The sequence below is a fragment of the Bradyrhizobium sp. 33ap4 genome, from assembly GCF_032654765.1.
In the GTDB taxonomy this organism is placed as follows: domain Bacteria; phylum Pseudomonadota; class Alphaproteobacteria; order Rhizobiales; family Xanthobacteraceae; genus Bradyrhizobium; species Bradyrhizobium australafricanum.
Genome location: NZ_JAUMTJ010000006.1, coordinates 56,212 through 78,631, shown reverse-complemented (window position 1 = coordinate 78,631; position 22,420 = coordinate 56,212). Strand labels below are relative to the sequence as shown.

The following is a 22,420-nucleotide window of genomic DNA, read 5'->3' as shown; positions in this document are numbered from 1 at the left end:
GAGCGTCCTTCACCAACGCGCTGCCGGGTCATGTTCAAGCAGAAAGTCGCACTTCTCTATCCCTTCGTTGCCATCGTGCTGTGGGCAGGCAACGTCATCGTTTCTCGCCTCTCGGCGCACACGATCGGTCCGCAGGCGATCACCTTCTATCGCCTGCTGGTCGCGGTGCTCTTGATGTCTCCGTTTGTGGCGCGCGGCGCCTGGCGCAATCGCCGTGCGATCTGGCCGCATCTTGGTCCGCTCGCGATCCTCGGCTTTCTTGCGATGTGCCTGTTCCAGAGCCTGTCGTATCTGGCGGCCGAGACCACCACCGCGACCAACATGGCGGTGTTCACCGCGCTGACGCCGCTCTTGACGGTCGCCCTCAGTGCCGCGCTGCTCGGCGAACCGCCGACGCTTGGCATGATCTGGGGCGCGCCGCTGTCGTTTGCGGGCCTCGTCTATCTCGTCAGCGGCGGCCACTTGTCGTCGTTATTGCAGAACGGCGTGCATGCGGGCGACGCGCTGATGCTGCTGGCCGCGATCGTCTATGCGCTGTACGGCGTGCTGCTGAAACGCTGGAATCTCCCGATCACTGGATGGCAATCCACCTACATGCAGGCGCTGTGCGCGCTGGCCGTGATGTTTCCCGCGTTCCTCGCGACGCCGGCGCCGCTGCGTCAGGTCAACGCCGAGACTTTGCCGCTGATCGTCTATGCCGGCGCGCTCGCCTCGGTCGTGCTGCCGTTCCTCTGGATCCGCGGCGTCGCGCAGCTCGGCCCGAACCGCTGCGCGATCTTCATGAATCTCTTGCCGGTGCTGACGGCCGCGGCCGCGATCGTGATGCTCGGCGAGCCGGTCAGGCCGTTCCACGTCATCGGCGGCGGCCTCGCGCTGCTCGGTGTCGCCTGCGCGCAAGCCTTGCCGCGGCCGCTAAAGATCACGATCGGTGCGCGATAACGAAGTGACGGATCGCCGATCTCGCTGTTTTGATCGCATGTGAGAAGCCAGGGCAGAATACAGCGCTACGCTCGGCGATCACCTGTTCGGTGAAACGGAGTGATCGTGATGCGTGTTGCCTTGCGTGTTTGCTTGCCTGTTGCCTTAGCCCTGACGTTGCCCCTTGTGGTCCTGTGGAGTGCGGATGCTGACGCCGCAAAGGCGCATCATCGTCGCGGGCGACAGCACCTCATCATCCGTCCAAGTGAACAGGTCGTGTCTCCGGACCGGTACGTATATCCGGGCTTTGGCCCGATCCCGCCCGGCGAGAACCGAAACCTCGATCCATCCACCCGCGGCAGCGGCTGACGTCGTCGCCGCCGCACTGATGCTTCATCGCATCGATCGCTCTGCCCGCGTGCAAGGAGCTGGTCAAAAGACCGAGCTATGCTGCGTCGGTCACCAGCTTGTGCTGAGATCTCTCGGCGACGCGCTTTTCGAGCGTGGCAATCGTTCCCTTGAGATTGGCGTGCCGCTCATTGAGCGACCTTGCCAAAATCGGATACCTCGCGTCCGATCGGTCATAAATTCCCACGCGCGCTTCTTCGGTCGCGATGTCGGCTTCGATCTGCCGGCAGGCCAGGACGAGATCGGACAGCATCTTGCTGACCGTCGACTCGCGTCCGCTACGTCCGCCAGCTGTCTCAAAACGATGATGCATGTTCATTTGCGTGCTCCGAATGTCTGAGTTCGGCACACCGAGAACAGCTGGCGCCGAACTATTCACGGATACATCGCAAGTTCCCTGCCAGTTGGGGGTCCGTAAGAACACTGTCGGGGCGGTGCGGCGCGGCGTGTGCCGCCAGGGGGGGCGACAGTTTGATGGCTCGGACTAGTCTCGCCGCCACGCCGGAACGCAAGCACCCAGCGTGATGCGCTTGTAGTCTCGCGCGGCGTCCTGATCTCCCGCCTGTTCGGCAAACCTGACCGCTGCTTCCATGTCTTGAGCGGCGGACGCGCTGTCGCAGAATTGGCTGCGAATTTCAGCCCGGTATCGATATGCCCTGTAGTTCATCGGGTTGTACTGAAGCGCAAGGTTGTAGCTGCTTTGCTCCTCAGTGGCGCCTCGGCGCGCTTCATCCGACTGACTGCCGAAATTGGTTTGGCGATTGAGCGCCTGGAGTGTCCCGAGCTCCGTGTAACGCAGAGACATCGCACCGAGACTGGCAGGAAGTGCGTCACCCGACGAAGAAGGTTGCCTCGCCGAGGTACGTTCAATTTCGATCTTCTTGTACTTGATTGCGTTGCCGTAGTCCCGCAAGCCTTGGAAGGTGCTCGATATTTCGCCGGTGATCGACGCAAGATAAGCGGTCGAGAGGCGTCGATCGCTCAGCAGGTTGAGGCACGCCCGTATCTTTGCCTGCGCAGGCAAGACGTCGCGGCATTCCTTGTCAACCACACGCCACTCGTCCCGCGAATGCAGCGTCGGCGGCGTCTGCGCAGCAGGCAGAACGAGAACCAGCGCGAAACAGATCGCTGACCTGAGACCGCGACTTGGGCCATCCATCTATTTCTTCGCCTTCAGCTCGAGCTCGACCGGCCGGCGGATTCTTCGCGCGGGCGCCTTGATCATTTGATGCCAAATAATCAAGCCGAGGGAAAGCTGACGCGGTTCATGGATGGGCCTAAAAGTGGGGCCGTTCGTGACTGGGAAAGACCGAACGGCCCCAGCCGGCCCGTAGTGCCAAAATGGAAGAAATAGGCCGGCGCTCCAGTTACGGAGCCGCCGGACAAATGGTTTCACCAGAGCCAATTGACGTCGCTACCGTACGTCCCAATGCGGCTGCTTGCTATGAACGGGCGGGGTCGGCTTGACGGCAGGTCGTCAGGACAAACGCTGCCTTGCTACATTGCCACTCGCTGCCAAGCGCAGCGCTCGAGACCGGCCGCGGGGCAGCAGCGATCGCCAGCACAACAACCATGCAAGCCAGCGAAGTTGCGACCACGAGCCTGCCTGCCTTGGATGAGAAGCGCTGCCGTAACCAGGGACCCAAGTCGGCGGATCGGCGAAGCTGGGCGTTACGCAGAACCAAGTCGGAGGCCAAGCGGTCTTAGGAAGACAACTATAACACTCAACTCCTTGGCTCACAGAACGACATGGCTACGATCCGACTTTGGGCGCGGTTTGTTGCGTGCTCGCTTCGCGGAGCCGGGAATGATGTTTCATTCACGCGGAGGTGACAACCGGTCCAGGCCAGGGGCCGATGCCGGCATTCCTCCAGGACGACCCTCTTAGGACCGCCGCTCAAGAGTGAGTAAAGGGCTGCTTTTTCTGCGGCTTATGGACAATACCGGGCGAACAAGAGAACTGGAAAATACTTTCGAAGTCACAGTCAGCGGTCGCACGCCAACACCGTTTTGGATATGGGCGATTGCCTCGGCGGTCCCCCATTTCGGATGGAGCAACGGCGAAGGCGCCATCAAAGGTGCGGCGCTCGCCGTGTTGTTCGCTGGCCTGCTCGATAGGCCGCTTCCGCGTCGTCTGCCCGGCTGGGCAACCGACTGGATCTGATCGAATCCCCAAAAAGTACGCCGCCGGTCTCAAAAATACACGCCCGGCGGCGTTTCCTTCCTGAACTGGGACACTGAAATCCCCAGCACGGTCCAGAGTGCAGGCACTATGCCATCGCGGTTCGCGCCGGGGCAGCTAAGTACCCATGTCGCGTCGCTGGATTGCTTGACCTAGATCAAACCCCACGACCGAAAAACAGCCTCGCATGCGCTCCTCCTGTAATTTCAATGGAGGGTAGCATGGCAGTAGTCGTGCAGTACGTGGTCAAGCCGAATCCAGGCGGTGACCTCGCAGGAATACTCGAATTGGCAAAGGAGAGTGCCGGGCTTTGGCGCAAGCATGGTGGCAAACCAAGGTTCTGGTCTGTCGCCGTCGGTGAAGCCGGCAATTTCGTTTTCTCAGTAAATTTTGAGACGTTTTCGGCTTATGGCGCGGCGGTTGACAAGCTGAACGCCGATCCAGCTTTCCAGACCTGGCAAGCGAAGAGATTGAAAGCGGGCTTGACCACCCTTGTGCGCGCGAACATGGCAATCGAGATTGAACTTTAAGGGAGCGCCGTTCAGCACGCCAAAAGTACGTCGCCGGGCTCGAAATGGCATTGTCCCGGCGGCGCTTCTTTATCCAGCCTTGGTCATATTTGCAGTAACGGTCGAACTGATCGCCGTCTCAAGTTTCGGAAAATGGGCGCGATTCTGAGAGATGAATTTGACCATGCTCTCGCACGAGGTTGTCACCATGTCTTAGGCACGACCTGTTACCCATGTCTCCGGGCTGGACAAATAGTTGGCTGGCGGAGACGGAGGGATTCGAACCCTCGATAGGCCTTTACAAGCCTATAACGGTTTAGCAAACCGCCGCCTTCAGCCACTCGGCCACGTCTCCAATGGCGCCGATATGCCCGAGAGGGCGCTGAGCCGCAAGCGGCAGATTCAGATTGCGCCAAGGTGATTTGAGGGCAGCTCGGCCGCCGGCCGTCCCCAAGCCTTTATAAACCGCGCCGATCGGCTCGTATCGGAGCGCGCGGTTGCTTAAAATGCAAGATATAACAATAGATTAGCTGGATCTTTGGTCGAGGCTGGAAGCTGCGGTCGCCCAGCCTGTTGAAAACCGGTTGCGCCGGCTCATTCCACGCTGGCGCCGCGTCGCAAATCGGCCTCGATCTGCAATTTGGTGCCGCCGCCGAACCGGGCGCGATAGACCTGCAGGTTTTCCATGATCCGCTGGACGTAGTTCCGCGTCTCCGAGAACGGAATCAGCTCGACCCAGTCGACCGCGTCGACCTTGGGATCGCGCGGATCGCCATAGCGCTCGATCCACTTCCGCACGCTGCCGCGGCCGGCATTGTAGGCGGCGAAGGTCAGGATGTAGGAGCCGCGATAGTCCTCGAGCAGGCCGCCGAGCTCGGCGGCGCCGAGCATCGCGTTGTAGACCGGATCGGTCTTCATCCGGTTGAGGTCGAAGCCGATGCCGGCGCGCTTGCAGACGTAACGTCCGGCGTCCGGCGTCACCTGCATCAGGCCGTAGGCCTGGGCCGGCGACACCACCGCAGGATTGAACGCGCTCTCCTGGCGCGCGATCGCGTAGACGACGCTTTGCTCGACCTCCGGCCCGACCTGGCGGAACGAGGGGATGCCGTTGACCGGATAGGCGTAATGATCGAACGGCAGTCCGCGGTTGAGCGCGGCCTTGCCCATCAGCAGCATGCCGCGGGCATCGCCGTGGCGCGCGGTGAGCTCGCCGAGGCCGGCAAGGGCTTCCGGATCGCCATTGTCGCCCATGTCGCCGAAGATCGGGATCGCGAGCTCGCGCGCGTCGATTTCGTAGAGCAGCGCCACCGCGCGCACGATCTCCAGCCGCTCGGCGCCGCGGCCGCGCGGCGCGCTGTTCAGCTCGATCTGCGGCAGGCCGAGCTTGGCACGCGCGAGCTGGCCGTAATAGCTGGTGGACTGCTCGGCCGCGCGTCCGTAGGCGGCGCGCGCCTCCTGGCCGCGGCCGGCGGCCTCGGCGGCGCGGCCCTGCCAATAGCCGGCACGCGCCAGCGCGGTCGGATTGGCGCTGCCGACGCCGATCCGCGCGAAATGCTGGGCGGCGAGGGCGGGATCGTTGAGGAAGCGCAGCGCGATCCAGCCCGAGGTGAATTCCTGCTCGGTCTTGTAGATGTCGCGGGCCGGCAGCGCCGCGTCGCGCGCGATCAGATAGGCGGTACGAAACTCGTTGGTGTCGATCATCTTGCGCGCCAGCAGCCGGCGCTCGATCCACCATTCGTCGACATTGTAGAGGCGGGAAGCTTCCTTCGGTGCGCTCAGCATCAGCCGCGCGGCTTCGGAGAATTTCTCCTCGCGGCGGAGCAACTGGATCCTGGCGAACAAGTAGCCGGTGTCGCCGGAGAGTTCGCTCGGCACGGCTTCCAGCAGCGCGCGCAGGTTCGAACCCTTGCGGGTGGCGGCGATGCGTGCTTTCGCGAGCGCCACGTAGCCGGAGCCAAGGCGCTTGGCTTCGCGCATGCCGGCGGCCTCGTTGTCGGTGCCGTACAGCATGGTGTCCATGCGTGCCTTGTGGTCGCCGGCAGTCAGGAAGGAGCCGAACAGCTCAAGCGCGGTGTTTTCGGTATCCTCGCTCATCCCGTCGTTGCGCCAGGCCTCGCGGACCAGCCGCTCGGCATTGCCGCGGTCGCCGCGTCCGATCATCACCTTGGCGAGCGCGAGCCGGCCCTTGGCCGAGACCGGCGATTCATTCTGGAACCAGGCCCAGACCGCGGAGTCGTCGCGGTGGTCGTCCCACAGCGACGCCTCGATGCGGCGACGCAGGAAGGTCTGCGACGGCCAGCTCGGATTGGCATCGAGGAAGGCGCGGTAGCGCTCGACCGAGGCGCCGTTGTCCTCGCTGCGCAGGATCAGCCATTCGGCAAGCTTGCGCGCGACCGGATCTGAGATCGAGGCCTCGGCCTCGGTGACGTCCGCCGGCTTGCGCTTGCGCAGCAGCTCGACGACGCTTGCAAGCGCTTCCTTGTCCGACTGCGACGTCGAGGATGTCGCGGCCACGGCCGCAGGCAGCACCGGCTTGCGCGCGATCGGCGCGGCATGCTGGCGGGTTGCCGGAACCAGTGCGGGCGCGGGCACCGACCTGTTCGATACAGTTCCCGTTGCAGCCGGAGCGGCGGGCTTGGCCGCGGTGGTCTTGGATGTGTTGGTCTTGGACGTGGTGCCCTTGGATTCCGTGGGCTTCGGAGCCGTTGCCTTGTGAGCTTCGGTCTTGGCGGGAGCGGCCTTGGCTCCGTCTGTCTTGACCGCGCCGGACTTGGACGACGTTGTCTTGTGAGCCTCGGTCTTGTGAGTGTCAGTCTTTTCAGCGTTGGTCTTGGCAGCGTCAGTCTTGGCGGCGCCGGGTTTGATTGCCGCTGGCTTTGAAGCCGCCGCCTTCGGAGCCGTGGACTTCGGCGTGGTCTTGGAGGCGGCGCCCTTGGAAGCCGCGTCTTGGGCAGCCGGCTTCGCGGTTGGAGCATCCTCGGCGGCCCAGGCATCGGCCGTGATGGCGGCAAGGCCGACAACGAGCGCCAGGCTCGTCGCCAGCGCCGTCGACCGCAATGTGCCTGCACGAACGGAACGGATCACAGAAGTCCTCTGCGGCCCCGAATCATCTGGTCGTTTGGGCCATGGGTTCTTATTTGATTGAAAACGTACACAAAATACTAAGAAGCCTGCCGGTGCGGCTGTTTGCGCCAGCACAACGGCAAAATCGCGGCTGGAAACGATTTCGCGCGCCGCAGATTACCGCTGGGAATAGGTACGGTACGGCCCTTTCGCCTGTCCGCCAGACCCGATATGAATTGCCTTTCATGGCGTTTCGCAACAACCGGGTGCCGGTCGCACGGACGTGAAGCGCGCCAACAACAAAGGTCCGTCGACCTAGCCTTTAGCCTGAAGCGTTTGGAGGAAGTCCATGGCAGCCAAGACAAAATTCCGGGGATCATTCACTGCCTTGGTGACGCCCTTCAAAAACGGCTCGGTGGACGAAGCCGCCTTCCGCGGCCTTGTGAACTGGCAGATCGCCGAGGGCACCCACGGCCTGGTGCCGGTCGGCACCACCGGCGAGAGCCCGACGCTGAGCCACGACGAGCATAAGCGGGTGGTCGAGTGGTGCATCGAGGAGGCCAAGGGCCGGGTGCCCGTGATCGCCGGCGCCGGTTCGAATTCGACCAAGGAGGCGATCGAGCTCGCCGAGCACGCCGAGAAGGCCGGCGCCACCGCGGTGCTGGTCGTGACGCCGTACTACAACAAGCCGACGCAGGAAGGCATGTATCAGCACTTCAAGGCGATCAACGATGCGATCGGCATTCCGATCATCATCTACAACATCCCGCCGCGCTCGGTGATCGACATGTCGGTCGACACCATGAAGCGGCTGTTCGAGCTGAAGAACATCGCCGGCGTCAAGGACGCCACCGCGAGCATGGTGCGGGTCTCGCAGCAGCGCGCCGCGATGGGCGAGGATTTCAACCAGCTCTCCGGCGAGGACGCCACCATCATCGGCTACATGGCCCATGGCGGCCACGGCTGCATCTCGGTGACCTCGAACGTCGCGCCGCGGCTGTGCTCGGAGTTCCAGACCGCCTGGCAGAAGGGCGACGTCACCACGGCACTGAAGATCCATGACAAGCTGATGCCGCTGCACACCAACCTGTTCATCGAGAGCAATCCGGCGCCGGTGAAATACGCGATGTCGCTGCTCGGCAAGCTCGACGAGAAGCTGCGCCTGCCGATGGTGCCGGTCACCGAAGCGACCCGCCAGGCGGTCCGCAGCGCCATGGTCCATGCCGGCCTGATCAACTGAGCCGGACCGCGACCGCCGTGAACAGTGCCGTGCGCAATGTCGAGCAGAAGGGGATGGGCATGCTGAAGGAATTCCGCGAATTCGCCATGAAGGGCAATGTCGTCGACCTCGCCGTCGCCGTCATCATCGGTGCAGCCTTCGGCGCGATCGTCACCTCGCTGGTCGGCGACATCATCATGCCGATCATCGGCGCGATCACGGGCGGACTCGACTTCTCCAACTATTTCACCGGGCTTTCCAAGGCCGTGAACGCGACCAACCTCGCCGACGCCAAGAAGCAGGGCGCGGTGCTGGCCTGGGGCAGCTTCCTGACGCTGACGCTCAATTTCCTGATCGTCGCTTTCGTGCTGTTCATGGTCGTCCGCTTCATGAATCAGTTCAAACGCAAGGATGAGGCCAAGCCCGCCGAACCGCCGAAGCCGTCCGACGAAGTCGTGCTACTGACGGAAATCCGCGACCTCCTCAAGAAGAGCTAAAGTGGCCGAGAAGAACGAACGCCCGATCAAGGTTGTTGCCGAAAACCGAAAGGCCCGCTTCAACTACGCAATCGAGGACACGATCGAGGCCGGCATTTCGCTGACCGGCACCGAGGTGAAATCAATCCGCAACGGCAAGAGCACGATCGCGGAATCCTATGCGGATTCCAAGAACGGCGAGATCTGGCTGATCAACGCCAATATTCCTGAATATCTGCAGGCCAACCGCTTCAACCACGAGCCGAAGCGGCCGCGGAAGCTGCTGCTGCATCGCAAGCAGATCAACAAGCTGCTCGGAGCGGTCGACCGCGAGGGCATGACGCTCATTCCGCTGAAGCTGTATTTCAACGAGCGCGGCCGTGCCAAACTGCTGCTTGCGGTCGCCAAGGGCAAGAAGCTGCACGACAAGCGCGAGACCGAGAAGAAGCGCGACTGGAGCCGCGAGAAGGGCCGCCTGATGCGGGCGCGGGGATAGCGTTCAAGTCGTCATTGCGAGGAGCGAAGCGACGAAGCAATCCATCTGTCCAGTGCGCGTCTCTATGGATTGCTTCGCTTCGCTCGCAATGACGACCGAGGGAGATTTGGGTCATGAGCCAATCGAGCCTTACTGACGTCGACTGGAGCAAGATTCCGGCGCCGACGGATGACGGCGGCGCGGGGCATCTGACCGGCATGACGATCCCGCCGGTCAGGCTGCGTGCCACCGACGACACCGCGGTGGCGCTGTCGGCGCTCAAGGGCCGCACCGTGGTGTTCGCCTATCCGCGAACCGGCGAGCTCGGCAAGATCGGGCTGGTCGACGATTGGGATATGATCCCCGGCGCCCGCGGCTGCACCCCGCAGACCTGCGCATTCCGTGATCTGTTCGCCGAGCTGAAGGCGGCCGGTGCCGCCCAGGTGTTCGGGCTGTCGACGCAAAGCAACGCTTACCAGACCGAGATGGCCTCGCGCCTGCATCTGCCGTTCCCGGTGCTGTCCGACGAAGCGCTGGAACTGACGCACACGTTGAAGTTGCCGACGATGTCGGTGGCGGGCCTGACGCTGATCAAGCGGCTCGCGCTGGTGATCGACGACGCGCGCATCACGCATGTGTTCTATCCGGTGTTCCCGCCCGACCGGAACGCCGGAGATGTGCTGGAATGGCTGAAGGCCAATCCGCGGTCGGACTAGCTAGACTAGAGCAATACGAAGTTATGGGGCCGTCGCAGGTCGCGCTGCCAGAATATCGAAAACAACCCCATGCAAAGTAGCCGGCGGCGGCCGGCGTTCACCCAGGCAACTTGACACGTCGGGCAATTCAGGGGTATTTTCTATTATTCCGAAGTCGCGCGAGCGTCCAGCATTTGCATGCTTTGGATAGCGGTTCGCAAAGCGGATACCGGAAGGGGCGCTAGCCGAGCTCCTTGCGCACGGTCGCGAAGACCTTGCGGAACATATCGGTCGTCAACACGCCCGTGTTCGTGTTGTAGCGCGAGCAGTGGTAGCTGTCGTAGAGCTTGAATTTGCCCGCACTATGCACGGCACCGTGCACAAAGGGCGCGGCAGCCAAACGAACATCCAGTGCCTTGAGAGTCGATTCGTGGGCGATTCGCCCGAGCAGCACGATCGCGCGCAGCTTCGGCATCGCGGCGATGGTGGCGCGGAGGAATTGCCGGCAGGTGTTGATCTCGGCCGGCAGCGGCTTGTTCTGCGGCGGCACGCAGCGCACCGCATTGCTGATCCGGGCGTCGACCAGCTTCAGGCCGTCGTCCGGCCGCGCCTGATAGACGCCGCTGGCAAAACCATATTCGAGCAAGGTCGCGTAGAGCAGATCACCGGCGTAGTCGCCGGTGAAGGGACGGCCGGTGCGGTTGGCGCCCTGCAGGCCCGGCGCGAGCCCCACGATCAACAACCGCGCATTCGGATCGCCGAACGATTCCACCGGCGAGTTGAACCAGTCCGGATGCAGTGCGCGCGCCTGCGCGCGGAAGTCGGCCAGCCTGACACAAAGCTGACAGTTGCTGTCGGGGCGCGTAGCAGCAGCGACGAGATTACTCGTCGAAATCGTCATCGGCTCCCCGTGGGGCCATGGTGGTCGCGCGCTGCAGGAATTGCGGGGAGTGGTGGCGCGGTTCGCGCGGGGCCGGGCGTTCGGACGGATCACGGCCAAGCTTGGATTGCAACTCGACGAGGTCGGTGAAGACGTCGGCCTGGCGGCGCAGCTCGTCAGCGATCATCGGCGGCTGGCTGGCGATGGTGGAGATGACCGTGACGCGAACGCCGCGGCGCTGCACTGCTTCCACCAGCGAACGGAAGTCGCCATCGCCGGAAAACAGAATCATCTGGTCGATGTGCTCGGCGAGTTCCATGGCATCGACGGCGAGCTCGATGTCCATGTTGCCCTTCACCTTGCGGCGGCCGCTGGCGTCGATGAATTCCTTGGTCGCCTTGGTGACGACGGTGTAGCCGTTGTAATCGAGCCAGTCGATCAACGGGCGGATCGACGAATACTCCTGATCCTCGATGATCGCCGTGTAGTAGAACGCACGGAGCAGGGTGCCGCGACTCTGGAACTCCTTGAGGAGGCGCTTGTAGTCGATGTCGAAGCCCAGCGTCTTTGCGGTGGCGTAAAGATTCGCTCCGTCGATGAAGAGCGCGATCTTGTTGGAAACAGGTGACGACATCAAAGTGTTCTCGCGTGGTTGTTAGTGTTCTTAGCGCGGCGGTGATCAACCGCGCGCAATTTCCGGCGTTGCTGCCTAAAGTTCTGTGAATCTTTCCCCACGACAGTCACCACCGCAATTATGGTGAGGCGAGGGCAAAAAGCCTAGACCCTTGACATTGCAATGAAGAGATTTACTCGCCTGGGACAGCAACCTGGCCATGTCGTCAGACGCTCCGGCCCTTCTGGCCCCCGTCAGACCGGGTTATCAGAGCCTGTTCGGAAGGCAAATCACAAATTTTACCTTGCGAAACCGGGGCTAGGCCTATAACTAACCCTCATAACCTACATGTTCGGTCCCTTTTACCACGGAGCGCCTCGAGATGGCTCGCGTCACCGTCGAAGATTGCATTGACAAGGTCGACAATCGTTTCGACCTCGTCCTGTTGGCCGCGCATCGCGCCCGGATGATCTCCTCGGGGTCGCAACTCACGGTTGATCGCGACAACGACAAGAATCCGGTCGTCTCGCTGCGCGAGATTGCCGATTCGACGATCTCGCCGGAAGACCTGAAAGAGGAACTCGTTCACTCCCTGCAGAAGTTCGTCGAGGTCGACGAGCCCGAGCCCGACACCGTGCCGCTGATCGGTTCCGCCGGTGCCAGCGTCGACGCCGACGACACCGAGGTGGCGGTCGAGCGGATGACCGAGGAAGAGCTGCTGAAGGGCCTCGAGGGTCTGGCGCCCCCGGAGGAGCAGCCCGAGGAAGACGAGTAAGCTCGCCGTCGTTTCGAACAGATTTGCCGAAGGCCCGGACATTGCTCCGGGCCTTTGCTTTTGTTGACAATTTTGCTGTTACGGTGCGTCCTACGCGGACGCGGGAAATTGAATGGTTCCAGGGCCCGCGCGGGGTGCTGCTTCATTGGAAAGCGCACTAGATTGAGGAAAGGTGGGACGTTCCGGTCCCGCGCGAGAGGCAGCGAGTTCATGGCGTATCGACGCCGCAGTTCCATCCAGATGCAAGCTGCAACCGAAATGGTCGCGGTGGCGCCGACGTCGTCCACGGCGGAGAGGCCGGCCAAGCCGCGGACGCGAATGATGCGACAATATGACCTTGTCGAGCGCGTCCGCTCCTACAACCCCGACACCAACGAAGACCTGCTCAACCGCGCCTATGTCTACGCCATGAAGGCGCACGGCACGCAGACCCGTGCTTCCGGCGATCCCTATTTCTCGCATCCGCTCGAGGTCGCCGCGATCCTCACCAACCTCAAGCTCGACGACGCCACGATCGTGGCAGCGCTGCTGCACGACACGATCGAGGACACCGAGGCGACGCGGGCCGAGATCGACAATGTGTTCGGCCACGAGATTGGCGCACTGGTCGAAGGCCTGACCAAGCTGAAGCGGCTGGAACTGGTATCGCGCGAGGCCAAGCAGGCCGAGAATTTGCGCAAGCTGCTGCTTGCGATCGCCGACGACGTCCGCGTGCTGCTGATCAAGCTCGCCGACCGGCTGCACAACATGCGCACGCTGGAATTCGTGCCGCCGGCCTCGCGCCGCCGCATCGCCGAGGAGACGCTGGATATCTATGCGCCGCTGGCCGGTCGCATGGGTATGCACGAGATGCGCGAGGAACTCGAGGACCTTTCGTTCTTCGTGCTCGATCCAGAGGCCTATGCGGTGGTCAAGCAGCGGCTCGACTCGCTGGCCGAGCGCAACCGCAATTTGATCGGCGAGATCGAAACCCAGCTCTCCAAGAACCTGCAGAAGAACGGCATCACCGCGCGGGTATTCGGCCGCCGCAAGCAGCCGTTTTCGATCTGGACCAAGATGGAGCGCAAGTCGGTCGGCTTCGAGCAGCTGTCCGATATCTACGGCTTCCGCATCATCCTCGACGATGTCGGCGCCTGCTACCGCGCGCTCGGCATCGTCCACACCACCTGGCCGGTGGTGCCGGGCCGCTTCAAGGACTACATCTCGACCCCGAAGCAGAACGACTACCGCTCGATCCACACCACGGTGATCGGGCCGGGCAAGCAGCGCGTCGAGCTGCAGATCCGCACCGAGGACATGAACCAGATCGCCGAGTTCGGTATCGCCGCGCATGCCTTCTACAAGGAGGGCGCGGGCTCGCCGCACGAGCGGCTGAAGCACGAGTCCAACGCCTTCGCCTGGCTGCGCCACACCATCGGCATCCTCTCGGAAAGCGCCAATCCGGAAGAATTCCTCGAGCACACCAAGCTCGAGCTGTTCCACGACCAGGTGTTCTGCTTCACGCCGAAGGGCAAGCTGATCGCGCTGCCGCGCAACGCCAACGTGATCGATTTCGCCTATGCCGTTCACACCGGTGTCGGCAACAGCGCGGTCGGCTGCAAGATCAACGGCAAGTTCGCGCCGCTGTCCTCCGAGCTGCAGAACGGCGACGAGGTCGAGGTGCTGACCTCGAAGGCACAGTCGGCGCCGCCGTCGGCCTGGGAGGCGCTCGCCCGCACCGGCAAGGCGCGGGCTGCGATCCGCCGTGCCACCCGCGACGCGGTGCGCGACCAGTATGCCGGCCTCGGCCGCCGCATCGTCGACCGCCTGTTTGCCCGTGCCAAGATCGAATACGCCGACGACAAGCTGAAGGGTGCGTTGCCGCGGCTCGCGCGCGGCTCGATCGAGGACGTGATGGCTTCGGTCGGGCGCGGCGAGATCAAGGCCTCCGACGTCGCACGCGCGATGTATCCCGATTACAAGGAAGAGCGGCTGGTGCGCTACGGTGCCAAGAAGGGTCTCGCCGCCAAGCTGAAGACGCAGAACCCGCCGCACCCGGCGCGCGCAACCTCGGTGATCCCGGTGCGCGGCATCAATTCCGACCTGCCGGTGAAGTTCGCGCCGAACGGCGGTGCGGTGCCGGGCGACCGGATCGTCGGCATCGTCACGCCGGGCGAGGGGATCACGATCTATCCGATCCAGTCGCCGGCGCTGAAAGATTTCGAGGAGGAGCCGGAGCGCTGGCTCGACGTGCGCTGGGATATCGACGAGACCATGCCGCAGCGCTTCCCGGCCCGTATCCTGGTCCACAATGTCAACGAGCCCGGCAGCCTCGCCCAGATCGCGACCGTGATCGCCGAGCACGACGGCAATATCGACAACATCCACATGTCGCGCCAATCGCCCGATTTCACGGAGCTGACCATCGATCTTGAGGTCTATGACCTCAAGCATCTCAGCGCTATCATCGCCCAGTTGCGCGCCAAGGCCGTCGTCGCTCGGGTCGAGCGCGTCAATGGGTAACGTCTCGTCGTTGCCGGGCTTGACCCGGCAACCCATCTTTCCAAAAGGATGGATGCGCGGGTCAAGCCCGCACATGACGGGCTAGATTGCAGGTCAAAGAGATGTCCAAAACTCCGCCGCTGCGTCTCGGTATCAATGTTGATCACGTCGCCACCCTTCGCAACGCCCGGGGCGGAGCGCGGCCCGATCCGGTGCGGCTGGCGCTTGCCGCGATCGCGGCCGGCGCCGACGGCATCACCGCGCATTTGCGCGAGGATCGCCGCCACATCCGCGATGAGGACATGGCGCGGCTCAAGGCCGAGATCTCCAAGCCGCTGAATTTCGAGATGGCGGCGACCGACGACATGCTGCGGATCTCGCTCGCCACCAAGCCGCACGCGGTTTGCCTGGTGCCGGAACGGCGCCAGGAGCTCACCACCGAAGGCGGCCTCGACGTGGTCGGCCAGCACAACGCACTGGCGCCGTTCATCGCGCGGCTGGGTGACGCCGGCATCCGCGTCTCGCTGTTCATTGCCGCCGATCCCAGGCAGATCGAGATGGCCGCGAAGCTGAAGGCGCCCGTGATCGAGATCCACACCGGCGGCTGGTGCGACGCTGTGGTCGACGGCCACCAGGACAAGGCGGAGGCCGAATGGAAGCGCATCGTCGCCGGTGCCAGGCTGGCGCAGGCGGCCGGGCTCGAGGTCCATGCCGGCCACGGGCTCGACTATGACACCGCGGAGACGATTTCCGCGCTGCCCGAAATCCGGGAGTTGAACATCGGTTATTTCATGATGGGCGAGGCACTGTTCGTCGGCATCGCCGGGACGGTGCGTGAGATGCGTGCGGCGATGGACCGCGGCCGCGCCAGGGCGCAGGGTGGCGTCAGCGCATGATCATCGGCATCGGCTCCGACCTGATCGACATCACCCGGGTGGCCAAGGTGATCGAGCGCCATGGCGAGCGATTCCTCGATCGCATCTTCACCGACGCCGAGCGCGCCAAGGCGATGCGCCGTGCCAACAACGAGAAGATGGTGGTCGCAACCTACGCCAAGCGCTTTGCCGCCAAGGAAGCTTGCTCCAAGGCGCTCGGCACCGGTATCCGGCGCGGGGTGTGGTGGAAGGACATGGGCGTCGTGAACCTGCCGGGCGGGCGGCCGTCGATGCGGCTGACCGGCGGGGCGCTGGCCCGGCTGCAGGAACTGACGCCCGAGGGCATGCAGGCGCAGATCGACCTTTCGATCACCGACGATTGGCCGTTGGCCCAGGCCTTCGTCATAATTTCGGCGGTTGCCCCCGCCAGATGATCCCGCGGTGCCGGATTCTGCCGGAAAACTTCAGCAAACTAAAAAATCATTGATATTTCAATGAATTGCGAAGTTTTGAGGCGGCGATTGATTGCACCCCTGCGAACAACCGTCTAAAACGCCGCAGGGTTATATCGAGCGAGACGCTGATTCCGGGTTTAGGCCGGAATTTGCCCTCAAGATCAGAATCAAGGCCATTTTCCTCACGCGAAGGCCGAACGCTTCGCGCGAAGAGAACGTTCTGCCACCGCGTGGACATCATGTCCACGGGAATTGAGAAAGCAATGAGCGTGACCACCGGGACCAAATCTGAAAGCGGCTTGGGCGAGACCATCCGCGTCGTCATCCATGCTCTTCTGATCGCGCTCGTCATCCGCACCTTCCTGTTCCAGCCGTTCAACATCCCCTCCGGGTCGATGAAGGCGACGCTCCTGGTCGGCGACTACCTGTTCGTCTCGAAATATTCCTATGGCTACAGCCACTATTCGATCCCGTTCTCGCCGAACATTTTCTCGGGCCGCATCTTCGGCTCGGAGCCGAACCGCGGCGACATCGTGGTGTTTCGCCTGCCGCGGGATGACTCCACCGACTACATCAAGCGCGTCATCGGGCTGCCCGGCGACCGCATCGAGGTGAAGAGCGGGCTGCTCTACATCAACGATGAGCCGATCAAGCGGGAGCGGCTGAGCGATTTCGTCGGCGAGGATCCCTGCGGCTCGGCGGATGCGACCGCCCGCGTCAAGCGCTGGAAGGAGACGCTGCCGAACGGCGTCAGCTATGAGACGCTGGACTGCACCGACAACAGCTACATGGACAACACCATCGTCTACACCGTTCCGCCCGGGCATTTCTTCATGATGGGCGACAACCGCGACAACTCCACCGACAGCCGCTTCCTGTCGCAGGTCGGCTACGTGCCGTTCGAGAACATCATCGGGCGAGCCCAGATGATCTTCTTCTCGATCGCCGAGGGCGAGCAGGCCTGGATGATCTGGCGCTGGCCGCTTGCCGTGCGGTGGAATCGCCTATTCTCTATCGTGCGATGAACGACGATACCGCATCCATCAACGATCCAGCGCCGACCGGCGAGCCGAGCCAGACGCCTGCCGCCGACGGCACAGCCGCGCCGAAGAAGCGGCGCAGCAAGGCGGCCAAGGCCGCTGAGGAGAAGGCCGCGATCGCCGGCACCGAGGCGCGGATCGGGTACACGTTCCAGGATCCCGCGCTGCTGACCACCGCGTTCACCCACGTCTCCGCGCTGAAGCCCGCCACCCGCAACCGCGCCGACAGCTACCAGCGGCTGGAGTTCCTCGGCGACCACGTGCTCGGGCTGATCGTGTCGGACATGCTGTTCCGGTCGTTCCCCAAGGCCGACGAGGGCGAATTGTCGAAGCGGCTCGCCGACCTCGTGCGCAAGGAGAGCTGCGCCGACGTCGCCAAGGCGCTCGGGCTGCTCGAGGACATCAAGCTCGGCATGGTGAAGGCGGTCGAGGGCGCCCGGCTGCGCAAGTCCGTGCTCGGCGATATCTGCGAAGCGGTGATCGGGGCGATCTTCCTCGACGGCGGCTACGAGGCTGCGCGCCAGTTCGTCGAGCGCAACTGGACCGAACGGATGCACAAGCTGCGCCGGCCGCTGCGCGATCCCAAGACCGTGTTGCAGGAATGGGCCCAGGGCAAGGGGCTGCCGACGCCGGTCTATCGCGAGGTCGAACGCACCGGTCCGCATCACGATCCACAATTCCGCGTTGCGGTCGACCTGCCGGGCCTGGCCTCCGCCGAGGGCCTCGGTGGCAACAAGCGCGCGGCCGAGAAGGCGGCGGCATCCGCGATGATCGAGCGCGAAGGCGTCGGCACCAATGACTGACGAGGCCAAAGGGCAAGGGGACGCGACGCGCTGTGGCTTCGTCGCGCTGATCGGTGCGCCCAATGTCGGCAAGTCGACGCTGGTCAACGCGCTGGTGGGCTCCAAGGTCACGATCGTCTCGCGCAAGGTGCAGACCACGCGCGCGCTGATCCGCGGCATCGTGATCGAAGGCAACGCGCAGATCATCCTGGTCGACACGCCCGGCATCTTCGCGCCGCGGCGCCGGCTTGACCGCGCCATGGTATCGACCGCCTGGAGCGGCGCGCACGACGCCGATCTCGTCTGCGTGCTGCTCGATGCGAAGTCGGGCCTCGACGAAGAGGCCAACGCGATCCTGGCCAAGCTCGAAACCGTCGCGCATCCGAAGATCCTGGTGCTGAACAAGGTCGATCTCGTGCAGCGCGAAAAGCTGCTGGCGCTGGCGCAGGCCGCCAACGAGCGGATGCGCTTCGAGCACACCTTCATGATTTCGGCGCTATCCGGCGACGGCGTTGCCGATTTGCGCCAGACGCTCGCCAAGCTGGTGCCGGCGGGGCCGTTCCTCTATCCCGAGGACCAGATGTCGGATGCGCCGATGCGGCATCTGGCGGCCGAGATCACGCGCGAGAAGATCTACAGCCATCTGCATCAGGAACTGCCGTACCAGTCGACGGTCGAGACCGACAGCTGGACCGACCGCAAGGACAAGTCGATCCGCATCGAGCAGACGATTTTTGTCGAGCGCGAGAGCCAGCGCAAGATCGTGCTCGGCAAGGGCGGCGCCACCATCAAGTCGATCGGCGCGCAGGCGCGTGCCGAGATCGCCGAGATCATGGGCGTCCCCGTGCATCTGTTCCTGTTCGTCAAGGTGCGCGAGAACTGGGGTGACGATCCCGACCGCTACAAGGAAATGGGACTGGAATTCCCCAAGGAATAAGAGTCGACGCTTGCATGAACGTGCCCAGAAATGTGCTGTGGTTTGAGGTTCTGCTCTATATGTCGCTGACGCTGGATGCGCTGTCGGTGGCGTTCCAGGACCGCACGCCGACCGTCCTGAAGACCGAGCAGGTGATCATGGGCGAGACCCTGACGGCCGGCTGCATGATCCTGCTCCTGATGTATTTCGTCCGGCTTGCCGCGCAGCACCGCAAGAACTGGCCGCGCTGGGCGCTGCTCGCGGTGCTTGTCTTGTCGGTGATGTCCCTGGTGCAGGTCATCGGCGCAAGGGGCATGGAGATCGACAGCGCCATCGAGGTGGTGTCATGCATCCTGACCACGGCCGGGCTGTATTATTCCTTCACCGGCGACGCGCGGGGCTGGTTCAACGCGTAGCGAATGACGCGTGCGGAAAGCTGCGTTCATCCGCGGAATCCTGCTAGACTCCGCACATGGAATGGACCGACGAAGGCATCGTGCTGGGCGTGCGGCGGCATGGCGAATCCTCCGCCATCGTCGAGCTGTTGACGCGCGAGCACGGCCGCCATCTCGGCCTGGTGCGCGGCGGCGCCAGCTCGCGGATGCGGCCGCTGCTGCAGCCCGGCAACAGCGTCACCGCGGTGTGGCGGGCGCGGCTCGACGAGCATCTCGGCATGTATGCGCTGGAAGGCACGCGGCTGCGCGCTGCGACGCTGCTCGGCTCGTCGCATGCGGTCTATGGTGTCACGCATCTGGCGGCGCTGGCCCGGCTACTGCCCGAGCGCGATCCGCATGAGGACATCTACGAGATGCTGGAGGGGACGCTCGACGATTTCGAGGACGCAGGCGTTGCCGCCGTGCATCTGATCCGGTTCGAGCTCGCGATGCTGACCGAGCTCGGCTTCGGGCTCGACCTGGAAAACTGCGCAGCCACCGGGGAGACCACCGACCTGATCTATGTGTCGCCGAAATCCGGCGGCGCGGTGTCGCGCGCCGCCGGCGAGCCATGGCGCGACCGGCTGTTGCCGCTGCCGGCGTTCCTGCGCGAAGGCGAGGGCGGCGCCAACAGCTGGTCGGACCAGGACCTGCTCGACGGCTTCCAGATCACCGGCCTGTTCCTGCTCCGCCACGTGCTGGAGCCCCGCGGCCAGGGCCATTCCGACGCCCGCGACGGATTTATCAACGCCGTGACGCGGCGGCGGGGCCGGAGCGCGGTTCCGTAAGGCCGATTCGGGCCTTAAATTCCCGCTGATTCGCGGCTTGCCCGATTCAGCGCTAAGGTTTAACGCCTCCCCATGGGAAAACGACAGATACCGCCGGAAGAGCCGGCCGAAATTCACGAGGTGCCGCTGCGTGATGCGCTCGAGGAGCGCTATCTCGCCTATGCGCTCTCGACCATCATGCATCGCGCGCTGCCGGACGCCCGCGACGGGTTGAAGCCGGTGCATCGGCGCATCCTCTACGGCATGGACCTGCTCGGGCTCGACCCGCGCGCCGCGTTCAAGAAGTCGGCCAAGATCGTCGGCGACGTGATGGGCTCGTTCCATCCTCACGGCGACCAGGCGATCTACGACGCCATGGTGCGCCTGGCGCAGGATTTCTCCTCGCGCTACCCGCTGGTCGACGGCCAGGGCAATTTCGGCAATATCGACGGCGACAACCCGGCCGCCTACCGCTACACCGAAGCGCGCATGACCGAGGTCGCGCGCCTCTTGCTCGAAGGCATCGACGAGGACGGCGTCGAGTTTCGTCTCAACTATGACGGCCAGTCGAAAGAGCCGGTGGTGCTGCCGGGCGGCTTCCCGAACCTGCTCGCCAACGGCGCGCAGGGCATCGCGGTCGGCATGGCGACCTCGATTCCGCCGCACAACGCCGCCGAGCTCTGCGACGCCGCGCTGCATCTGATCGAGAAGCCCGACGCCAAGTCGAAGGCGCTGCTGAAATGGGTCAAGGGCCCGGACTTCCCGACCGGCGGCATCGTGGTCGATTCCAAGGAAGCGATCGTCGAGGCCTACACCACGGGGCAAGTCGGATCGTAGCCATGTCGTTCTGTGAGCCAAGGAGTTGAGTGTTATAGTTGTCTTCCTAAGACCGCTTGGCCTCCGACTTGCGGATCGTCGAGAAGATCGCCGAGCTCATCAACGAGAAGAAGCTGCCACTGGTCGCCGACGTCCGCGACGAGTCGGCCGAGGACGTCCGGCTCGTGATCGAGCCGAAATCGCGCACCGTCGATCCGGCGCTGATGATGGAGTCGCTGTTCCGGCTGACCGAGCTGGAAAGCAAGATCTCGCTGAACCTCAACGTGCTGATCAAGGGCCGCATCCCCAAGGTGGTCGGCCTTGCCGAGTGCCTGCGTGAATGGCTCGACCACCTGCGCGACGTGCTGGTCCGGCGGACCAAATTCCGCAAGACCCAGATCGAGCACCGCCTGGAAGTGCTGGGCGGCCACCTCGTCGCCTATCTGAACCTCGACAAGGTGATCAAGATCATCCGGACCGAGGACGAGCCGAAGCCGGTCTTGATGAAGACCTTCAAGCTCACGGAGATCCAGGCCGATGCCATCCTCAACATGCGCCTGCGCAATCTGCGCCGCCTGGAGGAGATGGAGATCCGCACCGAGGACAAAGATCTTCGCAAGGAGCTGAAGGGCATCGAGGGCCTGCTCGGTTCCGAGACGGAGCAATGGGCCAAGGTCAGCGATCAGGTGCGCAAGGTCCGCGATATCTTCGGGCCGAAGACGCCGCTCGGCAAGCGCCGCACCACCTTCGCCGATGCGCCCGAGCATGACCTCGCCGCGATCGAGGAAGCGCTGGTCGAGCGCGAGCCGTGCACCGTCGTGATCTCAGAGAAGGGCTGGGTACGGACGCTGAAGGGCCATGTCGAGGACCTCTCGGGGCTTGCCTTCAAGACCGACGACAAGCTCGAGCACTCGTTCTTTGCCGAGACCACCTCGAAGCTGTTGCTGTTCGCGACCAACGGCAAGTTCTACTCGCTCGACGTGGCAAAGCTGCCGGGCGGCCGCGGCCATGGCGAGCCGATCCGCATGTTCATCGACCTCGAGCAGGACGCCGCGATCATCTCGCTGTTCGTCAACAAGGGCGAGCGCAAGTTCCTGATCGCGAGCAGCGAGGGGCAGGGTTTTGTCGTCAAGGAAGAGGACTGCGTCGGCAACACCCGCAAGGGCAAGCAGGTGCTCAATGTCGAGATGCCGAACGAGGCCCGCGCGATCACGACCGTGAACGGCGACACCGTTGCGGTGATCGGCACCAACCACAAGATGGTGCTGTTCGGCCTCGACCAGGTGCCGGAGATGGCGCGCGGCCGCGGCGTGCGCCTGCAGAAATACACCAGCGCGTCGCTGTCTGACGTTGCGGTGTTCGACGCCAAGGCCGGCTTGAGCTGGAAGGATTCCGCCGGCCGCGAGCACAGCATGACCATGAAGGAACTGGCCGACTGGCGCGGCAACCGCGCCGACGCCGGCCGGCTCGCCCACGGCCTGCCGAAGTCGAATAAGTTCAATCGCGGCGTGGAGTAACGGTGTTGTAGCCCGGATGAAGCGAAGCGAAATCCGGGAGCTCGCGCCGGATCACCAGTGATCCCGGATTGCGCTGCGCTCCATCCGGGCTACGGGGGCTCAGTGCGCGGTGTGATAGTATCCA

The 22,420-nt window shown here is 63.7% G+C and carries 21 protein-coding genes, 1 tRNA gene and 1 pseudogene; 17 read left to right on the top strand and 6 right to left on the bottom strand.

Annotated elements, in window-relative coordinates:
* Positions 1–30 precede the first annotated feature (30 nt).
* Positions 31–939 carry a DMT family transporter gene (locus Q2M23_RS06530; protein ID WP_316394984.1) on the top strand — a complete coding sequence of 303 codons (909 nt, stop codon included), beginning with the start codon at positions 31–33 and terminating at the stop codon, positions 937–939.
* A 424-nt stretch (positions 940–1,363) separates the two neighbouring features.
* Here Q2M23_RS06530 and Q2M23_RS06525 read toward each other — a convergent pair whose 3' ends face one another.
* Together Q2M23_RS06525 and Q2M23_RS06520 are read right to left on the bottom strand one after the other, a co-directional pair.
* Positions 1,364–1,645, bottom strand: coding sequence for a hypothetical protein (locus Q2M23_RS06525; RefSeq protein WP_141341851.1), 282 nt, complete (start codon positions 1,643–1,645; stop codon positions 1,364–1,366).
* Between the two features lie 165 nt (positions 1,646–1,810).
* Positions 1,811–2,485, bottom strand: coding sequence for a hypothetical protein (locus Q2M23_RS06520; RefSeq protein WP_316394983.1), 675 nt, complete (start codon positions 2,483–2,485; stop codon positions 1,811–1,813).
* A gap of 744 nt (positions 2,486–3,229) precedes the next feature.
* On the opposite strand from Q2M23_RS06520, the gene Q2M23_RS06515 reads away from it, so the two are divergent.
* Together Q2M23_RS06515 and Q2M23_RS06510 are read left to right on the top strand one after the other, a co-directional pair.
* The gene (locus Q2M23_RS06515; protein ID WP_253639738.1) at positions 3,230–3,490 is read left to right on the top strand and encodes a hypothetical protein; all 261 of its coding nucleotides are present in this window, start codon (positions 3,230–3,232) and stop codon (positions 3,488–3,490) included.
* Positions 3,491–3,729: 239 nt separating this feature from the next.
* Positions 3,730–4,038, top strand: coding sequence for a hypothetical protein (locus Q2M23_RS06510; protein ID WP_157340985.1), 309 nt, complete (start codon positions 3,730–3,732; stop codon positions 4,036–4,038).
* Positions 4,039–4,278: 240 nt separating this feature from the next.
* Here the strand turns inward: Q2M23_RS06510 and Q2M23_RS06505 are convergent.
* Together Q2M23_RS06505 and Q2M23_RS06500 are read right to left on the bottom strand one after the other, a co-directional pair.
* Positions 4,279–4,372 (bottom strand) — tRNA-Ser (locus Q2M23_RS06505).
* Positions 4,373–4,611: 239 nt separating this feature from the next.
* Entirely contained in the window at positions 4,612–7,098 is a 2,487-nt protein-coding gene (locus Q2M23_RS06500; RefSeq protein ID WP_410469698.1) for a transglycosylase SLT domain-containing protein, read from the bottom strand.
* A gap of 331 nt (positions 7,099–7,429) precedes the next feature.
* On the opposite strand from Q2M23_RS06500, the gene dapA reads away from it, so the two are divergent.
* The 4 genes from dapA (at position 7,430) to Q2M23_RS06480 (ending at position 9,966) form a co-directional block, all read left to right on the top strand.
* Entirely contained in the window at positions 7,430–8,320 is an 891-nt protein-coding gene (dapA, locus tag Q2M23_RS06495; protein WP_076834417.1) for a 4-hydroxy-tetrahydrodipicolinate synthase, read from the top strand.
* Positions 8,321–8,379: 59 nt separating this feature from the next.
* The gene (gene mscL, locus Q2M23_RS06490; protein WP_057020874.1) at positions 8,380–8,796 is read left to right on the top strand and encodes a large conductance mechanosensitive channel protein MscL; all 417 of its coding nucleotides are present in this window, start codon (positions 8,380–8,382) and stop codon (positions 8,794–8,796) included.
* Position 8,797: 1 nt separating this feature from the next.
* Positions 8,798–9,271, top strand: a complete 474-nt coding sequence (smpB, locus tag Q2M23_RS06485; protein WP_076834415.1) for an SsrA-binding protein SmpB — start codon at positions 8,798–8,800, stop codon at positions 9,269–9,271.
* A gap of 113 nt (positions 9,272–9,384) precedes the next feature.
* Entirely contained in the window at positions 9,385–9,966 is a 582-nt protein-coding gene (locus tag Q2M23_RS06480) for a peroxiredoxin (RefSeq protein WP_316394982.1), read from the top strand.
* 220 nt (positions 9,967–10,186) lie between these two features.
* Here Q2M23_RS06480 and Q2M23_RS06475 read toward each other — a convergent pair whose 3' ends face one another.
* Complete coding sequence (locus Q2M23_RS06475) at positions 10,187–10,846, bottom strand: uracil-DNA glycosylase (RefSeq protein ID WP_076834401.1); 660 nt, start codon at positions 10,844–10,846, stop codon at positions 10,187–10,189.
* Positions 10,827–11,459, bottom strand: a complete 633-nt coding sequence (locus Q2M23_RS06470; RefSeq protein ID WP_016844002.1) for an NYN domain-containing protein — start codon at positions 11,457–11,459, stop codon at positions 10,827–10,829. The genes Q2M23_RS06475 and Q2M23_RS06470 overlap by 20 nt, the downstream gene beginning before the upstream one ends.
* A 361-nt stretch (positions 11,460–11,820) precedes the next feature.
* Between Q2M23_RS06470 and rpoZ the strand changes: the two genes are divergently transcribed.
* The 10 genes and pseudogenes from rpoZ (at position 11,821) to parC (ending at position 22,296) form a co-directional block, all read left to right on the top strand.
* The gene (gene rpoZ, locus Q2M23_RS06465) at positions 11,821–12,213 is read left to right on the top strand and encodes a DNA-directed RNA polymerase subunit omega (RefSeq protein WP_016844003.1); all 393 of its coding nucleotides are present in this window, start codon (positions 11,821–11,823) and stop codon (positions 12,211–12,213) included.
* 210 nt (positions 12,214–12,423) lie between these two features.
* Entirely contained in the window at positions 12,424–14,715 is a 2,292-nt protein-coding gene (locus tag Q2M23_RS06460) for a bifunctional (p)ppGpp synthetase/guanosine-3',5'-bis(diphosphate) 3'-pyrophosphohydrolase (RefSeq protein ID WP_316394981.1), read from the top strand.
* Positions 14,716–14,816: 101 nt separating this feature from the next.
* Complete coding sequence (locus Q2M23_RS06455) at positions 14,817–15,590, top strand: pyridoxine 5'-phosphate synthase (protein WP_057020753.1); 774 nt, start codon at positions 14,817–14,819, stop codon at positions 15,588–15,590.
* Entirely contained in the window at positions 15,587–16,003 is a 417-nt protein-coding gene (acpS, locus tag Q2M23_RS06450; protein WP_021078359.1) for a holo-ACP synthase, read from the top strand. The genes Q2M23_RS06455 and acpS overlap by 4 nt, the downstream gene beginning before the upstream one ends.
* Before the next feature lie 284 nt (positions 16,004–16,287).
* A complete protein-coding gene (gene lepB / locus Q2M23_RS06445; protein ID WP_028333840.1) occupies positions 16,288–17,049 on the top strand; it encodes a signal peptidase I in 762 nt (253 codons plus the stop codon).
* A complete protein-coding gene (gene rnc / locus Q2M23_RS06440; RefSeq protein ID WP_057020752.1) occupies positions 17,046–17,867 on the top strand; it encodes a ribonuclease III in 822 nt (273 codons plus the stop codon). Before lepB ends, rnc begins: the two co-directional genes overlap by 4 nt.
* Positions 17,860–18,783: a GTPase Era gene (gene era, locus Q2M23_RS06435; RefSeq protein WP_016844010.1), complete on the top strand. Its 924-nt coding sequence runs from the start codon at positions 17,860–17,862 to the stop codon at positions 18,781–18,783. The genes rnc and era overlap by 8 nt, the downstream gene beginning before the upstream one ends.
* A gap of 14 nt (positions 18,784–18,797) precedes the next feature.
* A complete protein-coding gene (locus Q2M23_RS06430) occupies positions 18,798–19,178 on the top strand; it encodes a hypothetical protein (protein ID WP_168858143.1) in 381 nt (126 codons plus the stop codon).
* A gap of 56 nt (positions 19,179–19,234) precedes the next feature.
* Positions 19,235–19,984 (top strand): DNA repair protein RecO, encoded by a 750-nt coding sequence (gene recO / locus Q2M23_RS06425; protein WP_057020749.1) that lies wholly within the window; start codon positions 19,235–19,237, stop codon positions 19,982–19,984.
* Positions 19,985–20,056: 72 nt separating this feature from the next.
* Positions 20,057–22,296: pseudogene (gene parC, locus Q2M23_RS06420) on the top strand (DNA topoisomerase IV subunit A).
* Positions 22,297–22,420 lie beyond the last annotated feature (124 nt).

Bases quoted from the DNA above. Each gene is read 5' to 3' on its own strand.
- era (WP_016844010.1), top strand. From the start codon at position 17,860: ATGACTGACGAGGCCAAAGGGCAAGGGGACGCGACGCGCTGTGGCTTC.
- Q2M23_RS06480 (WP_316394982.1), top strand. From the start codon at position 9,385: ATGAGCCAATCGAGCCTTACTGACGTCGACTGGAGCAAGATTCCGGCG.
- Q2M23_RS06455 (WP_057020753.1), top strand. From the start codon at position 14,817: ATGTCCAAAACTCCGCCGCTGCGTCTCGGTATCAATGTTGATCACGTC.
- Q2M23_RS06510 (WP_157340985.1), top strand. From the start codon at position 3,730: ATGGCAGTAGTCGTGCAGTACGTGGTCAAGCCGAATCCAGGCGGTGAC.
- Q2M23_RS06525 (WP_141341851.1), bottom strand. From the start codon at position 1,645: ATGAACATGCATCATCGTTTTGAGACAGCTGGCGGACGTAGCGGACGC.
- rnc (WP_057020752.1), top strand. From the start codon at position 17,046: ATGAACGACGATACCGCATCCATCAACGATCCAGCGCCGACCGGCGAG.
- dapA (WP_076834417.1), top strand. From the start codon at position 7,430: ATGGCAGCCAAGACAAAATTCCGGGGATCATTCACTGCCTTGGTGACG.
- Q2M23_RS06520 (WP_316394983.1), bottom strand. From the start codon at position 2,485: ATGGATGGCCCAAGTCGCGGTCTCAGGTCAGCGATCTGTTTCGCGCTG.
- mscL (WP_057020874.1), top strand. From the start codon at position 8,380: ATGCTGAAGGAATTCCGCGAATTCGCCATGAAGGGCAATGTCGTCGAC.
- Q2M23_RS06460 (WP_316394981.1), top strand. From the start codon at position 12,424: ATGGCGTATCGACGCCGCAGTTCCATCCAGATGCAAGCTGCAACCGAA.
- Q2M23_RS06470 (WP_016844002.1), bottom strand. From the start codon at position 11,459: ATGTCGTCACCTGTTTCCAACAAGATCGCGCTCTTCATCGACGGAGCG.
- Q2M23_RS06530 (WP_316394984.1), top strand. From the start codon at position 31: ATGTTCAAGCAGAAAGTCGCACTTCTCTATCCCTTCGTTGCCATCGTG.
- lepB (WP_028333840.1), top strand. From the start codon at position 16,288: ATGAGCGTGACCACCGGGACCAAATCTGAAAGCGGCTTGGGCGAGACC.
- Q2M23_RS06430 (WP_168858143.1), top strand. From the start codon at position 18,798: ATGAACGTGCCCAGAAATGTGCTGTGGTTTGAGGTTCTGCTCTATATG.
- recO (WP_057020749.1), top strand. From the start codon at position 19,235: ATGGAATGGACCGACGAAGGCATCGTGCTGGGCGTGCGGCGGCATGGC.
- Q2M23_RS06475 (WP_076834401.1), bottom strand. From the start codon at position 10,846: ATGACGATTTCGACGAGTAATCTCGTCGCTGCTGCTACGCGCCCCGAC.
- rpoZ (WP_016844003.1), top strand. From the start codon at position 11,821: ATGGCTCGCGTCACCGTCGAAGATTGCATTGACAAGGTCGACAATCGT.
- acpS (WP_021078359.1), top strand. From the start codon at position 15,587: ATGATCATCGGCATCGGCTCCGACCTGATCGACATCACCCGGGTGGCC.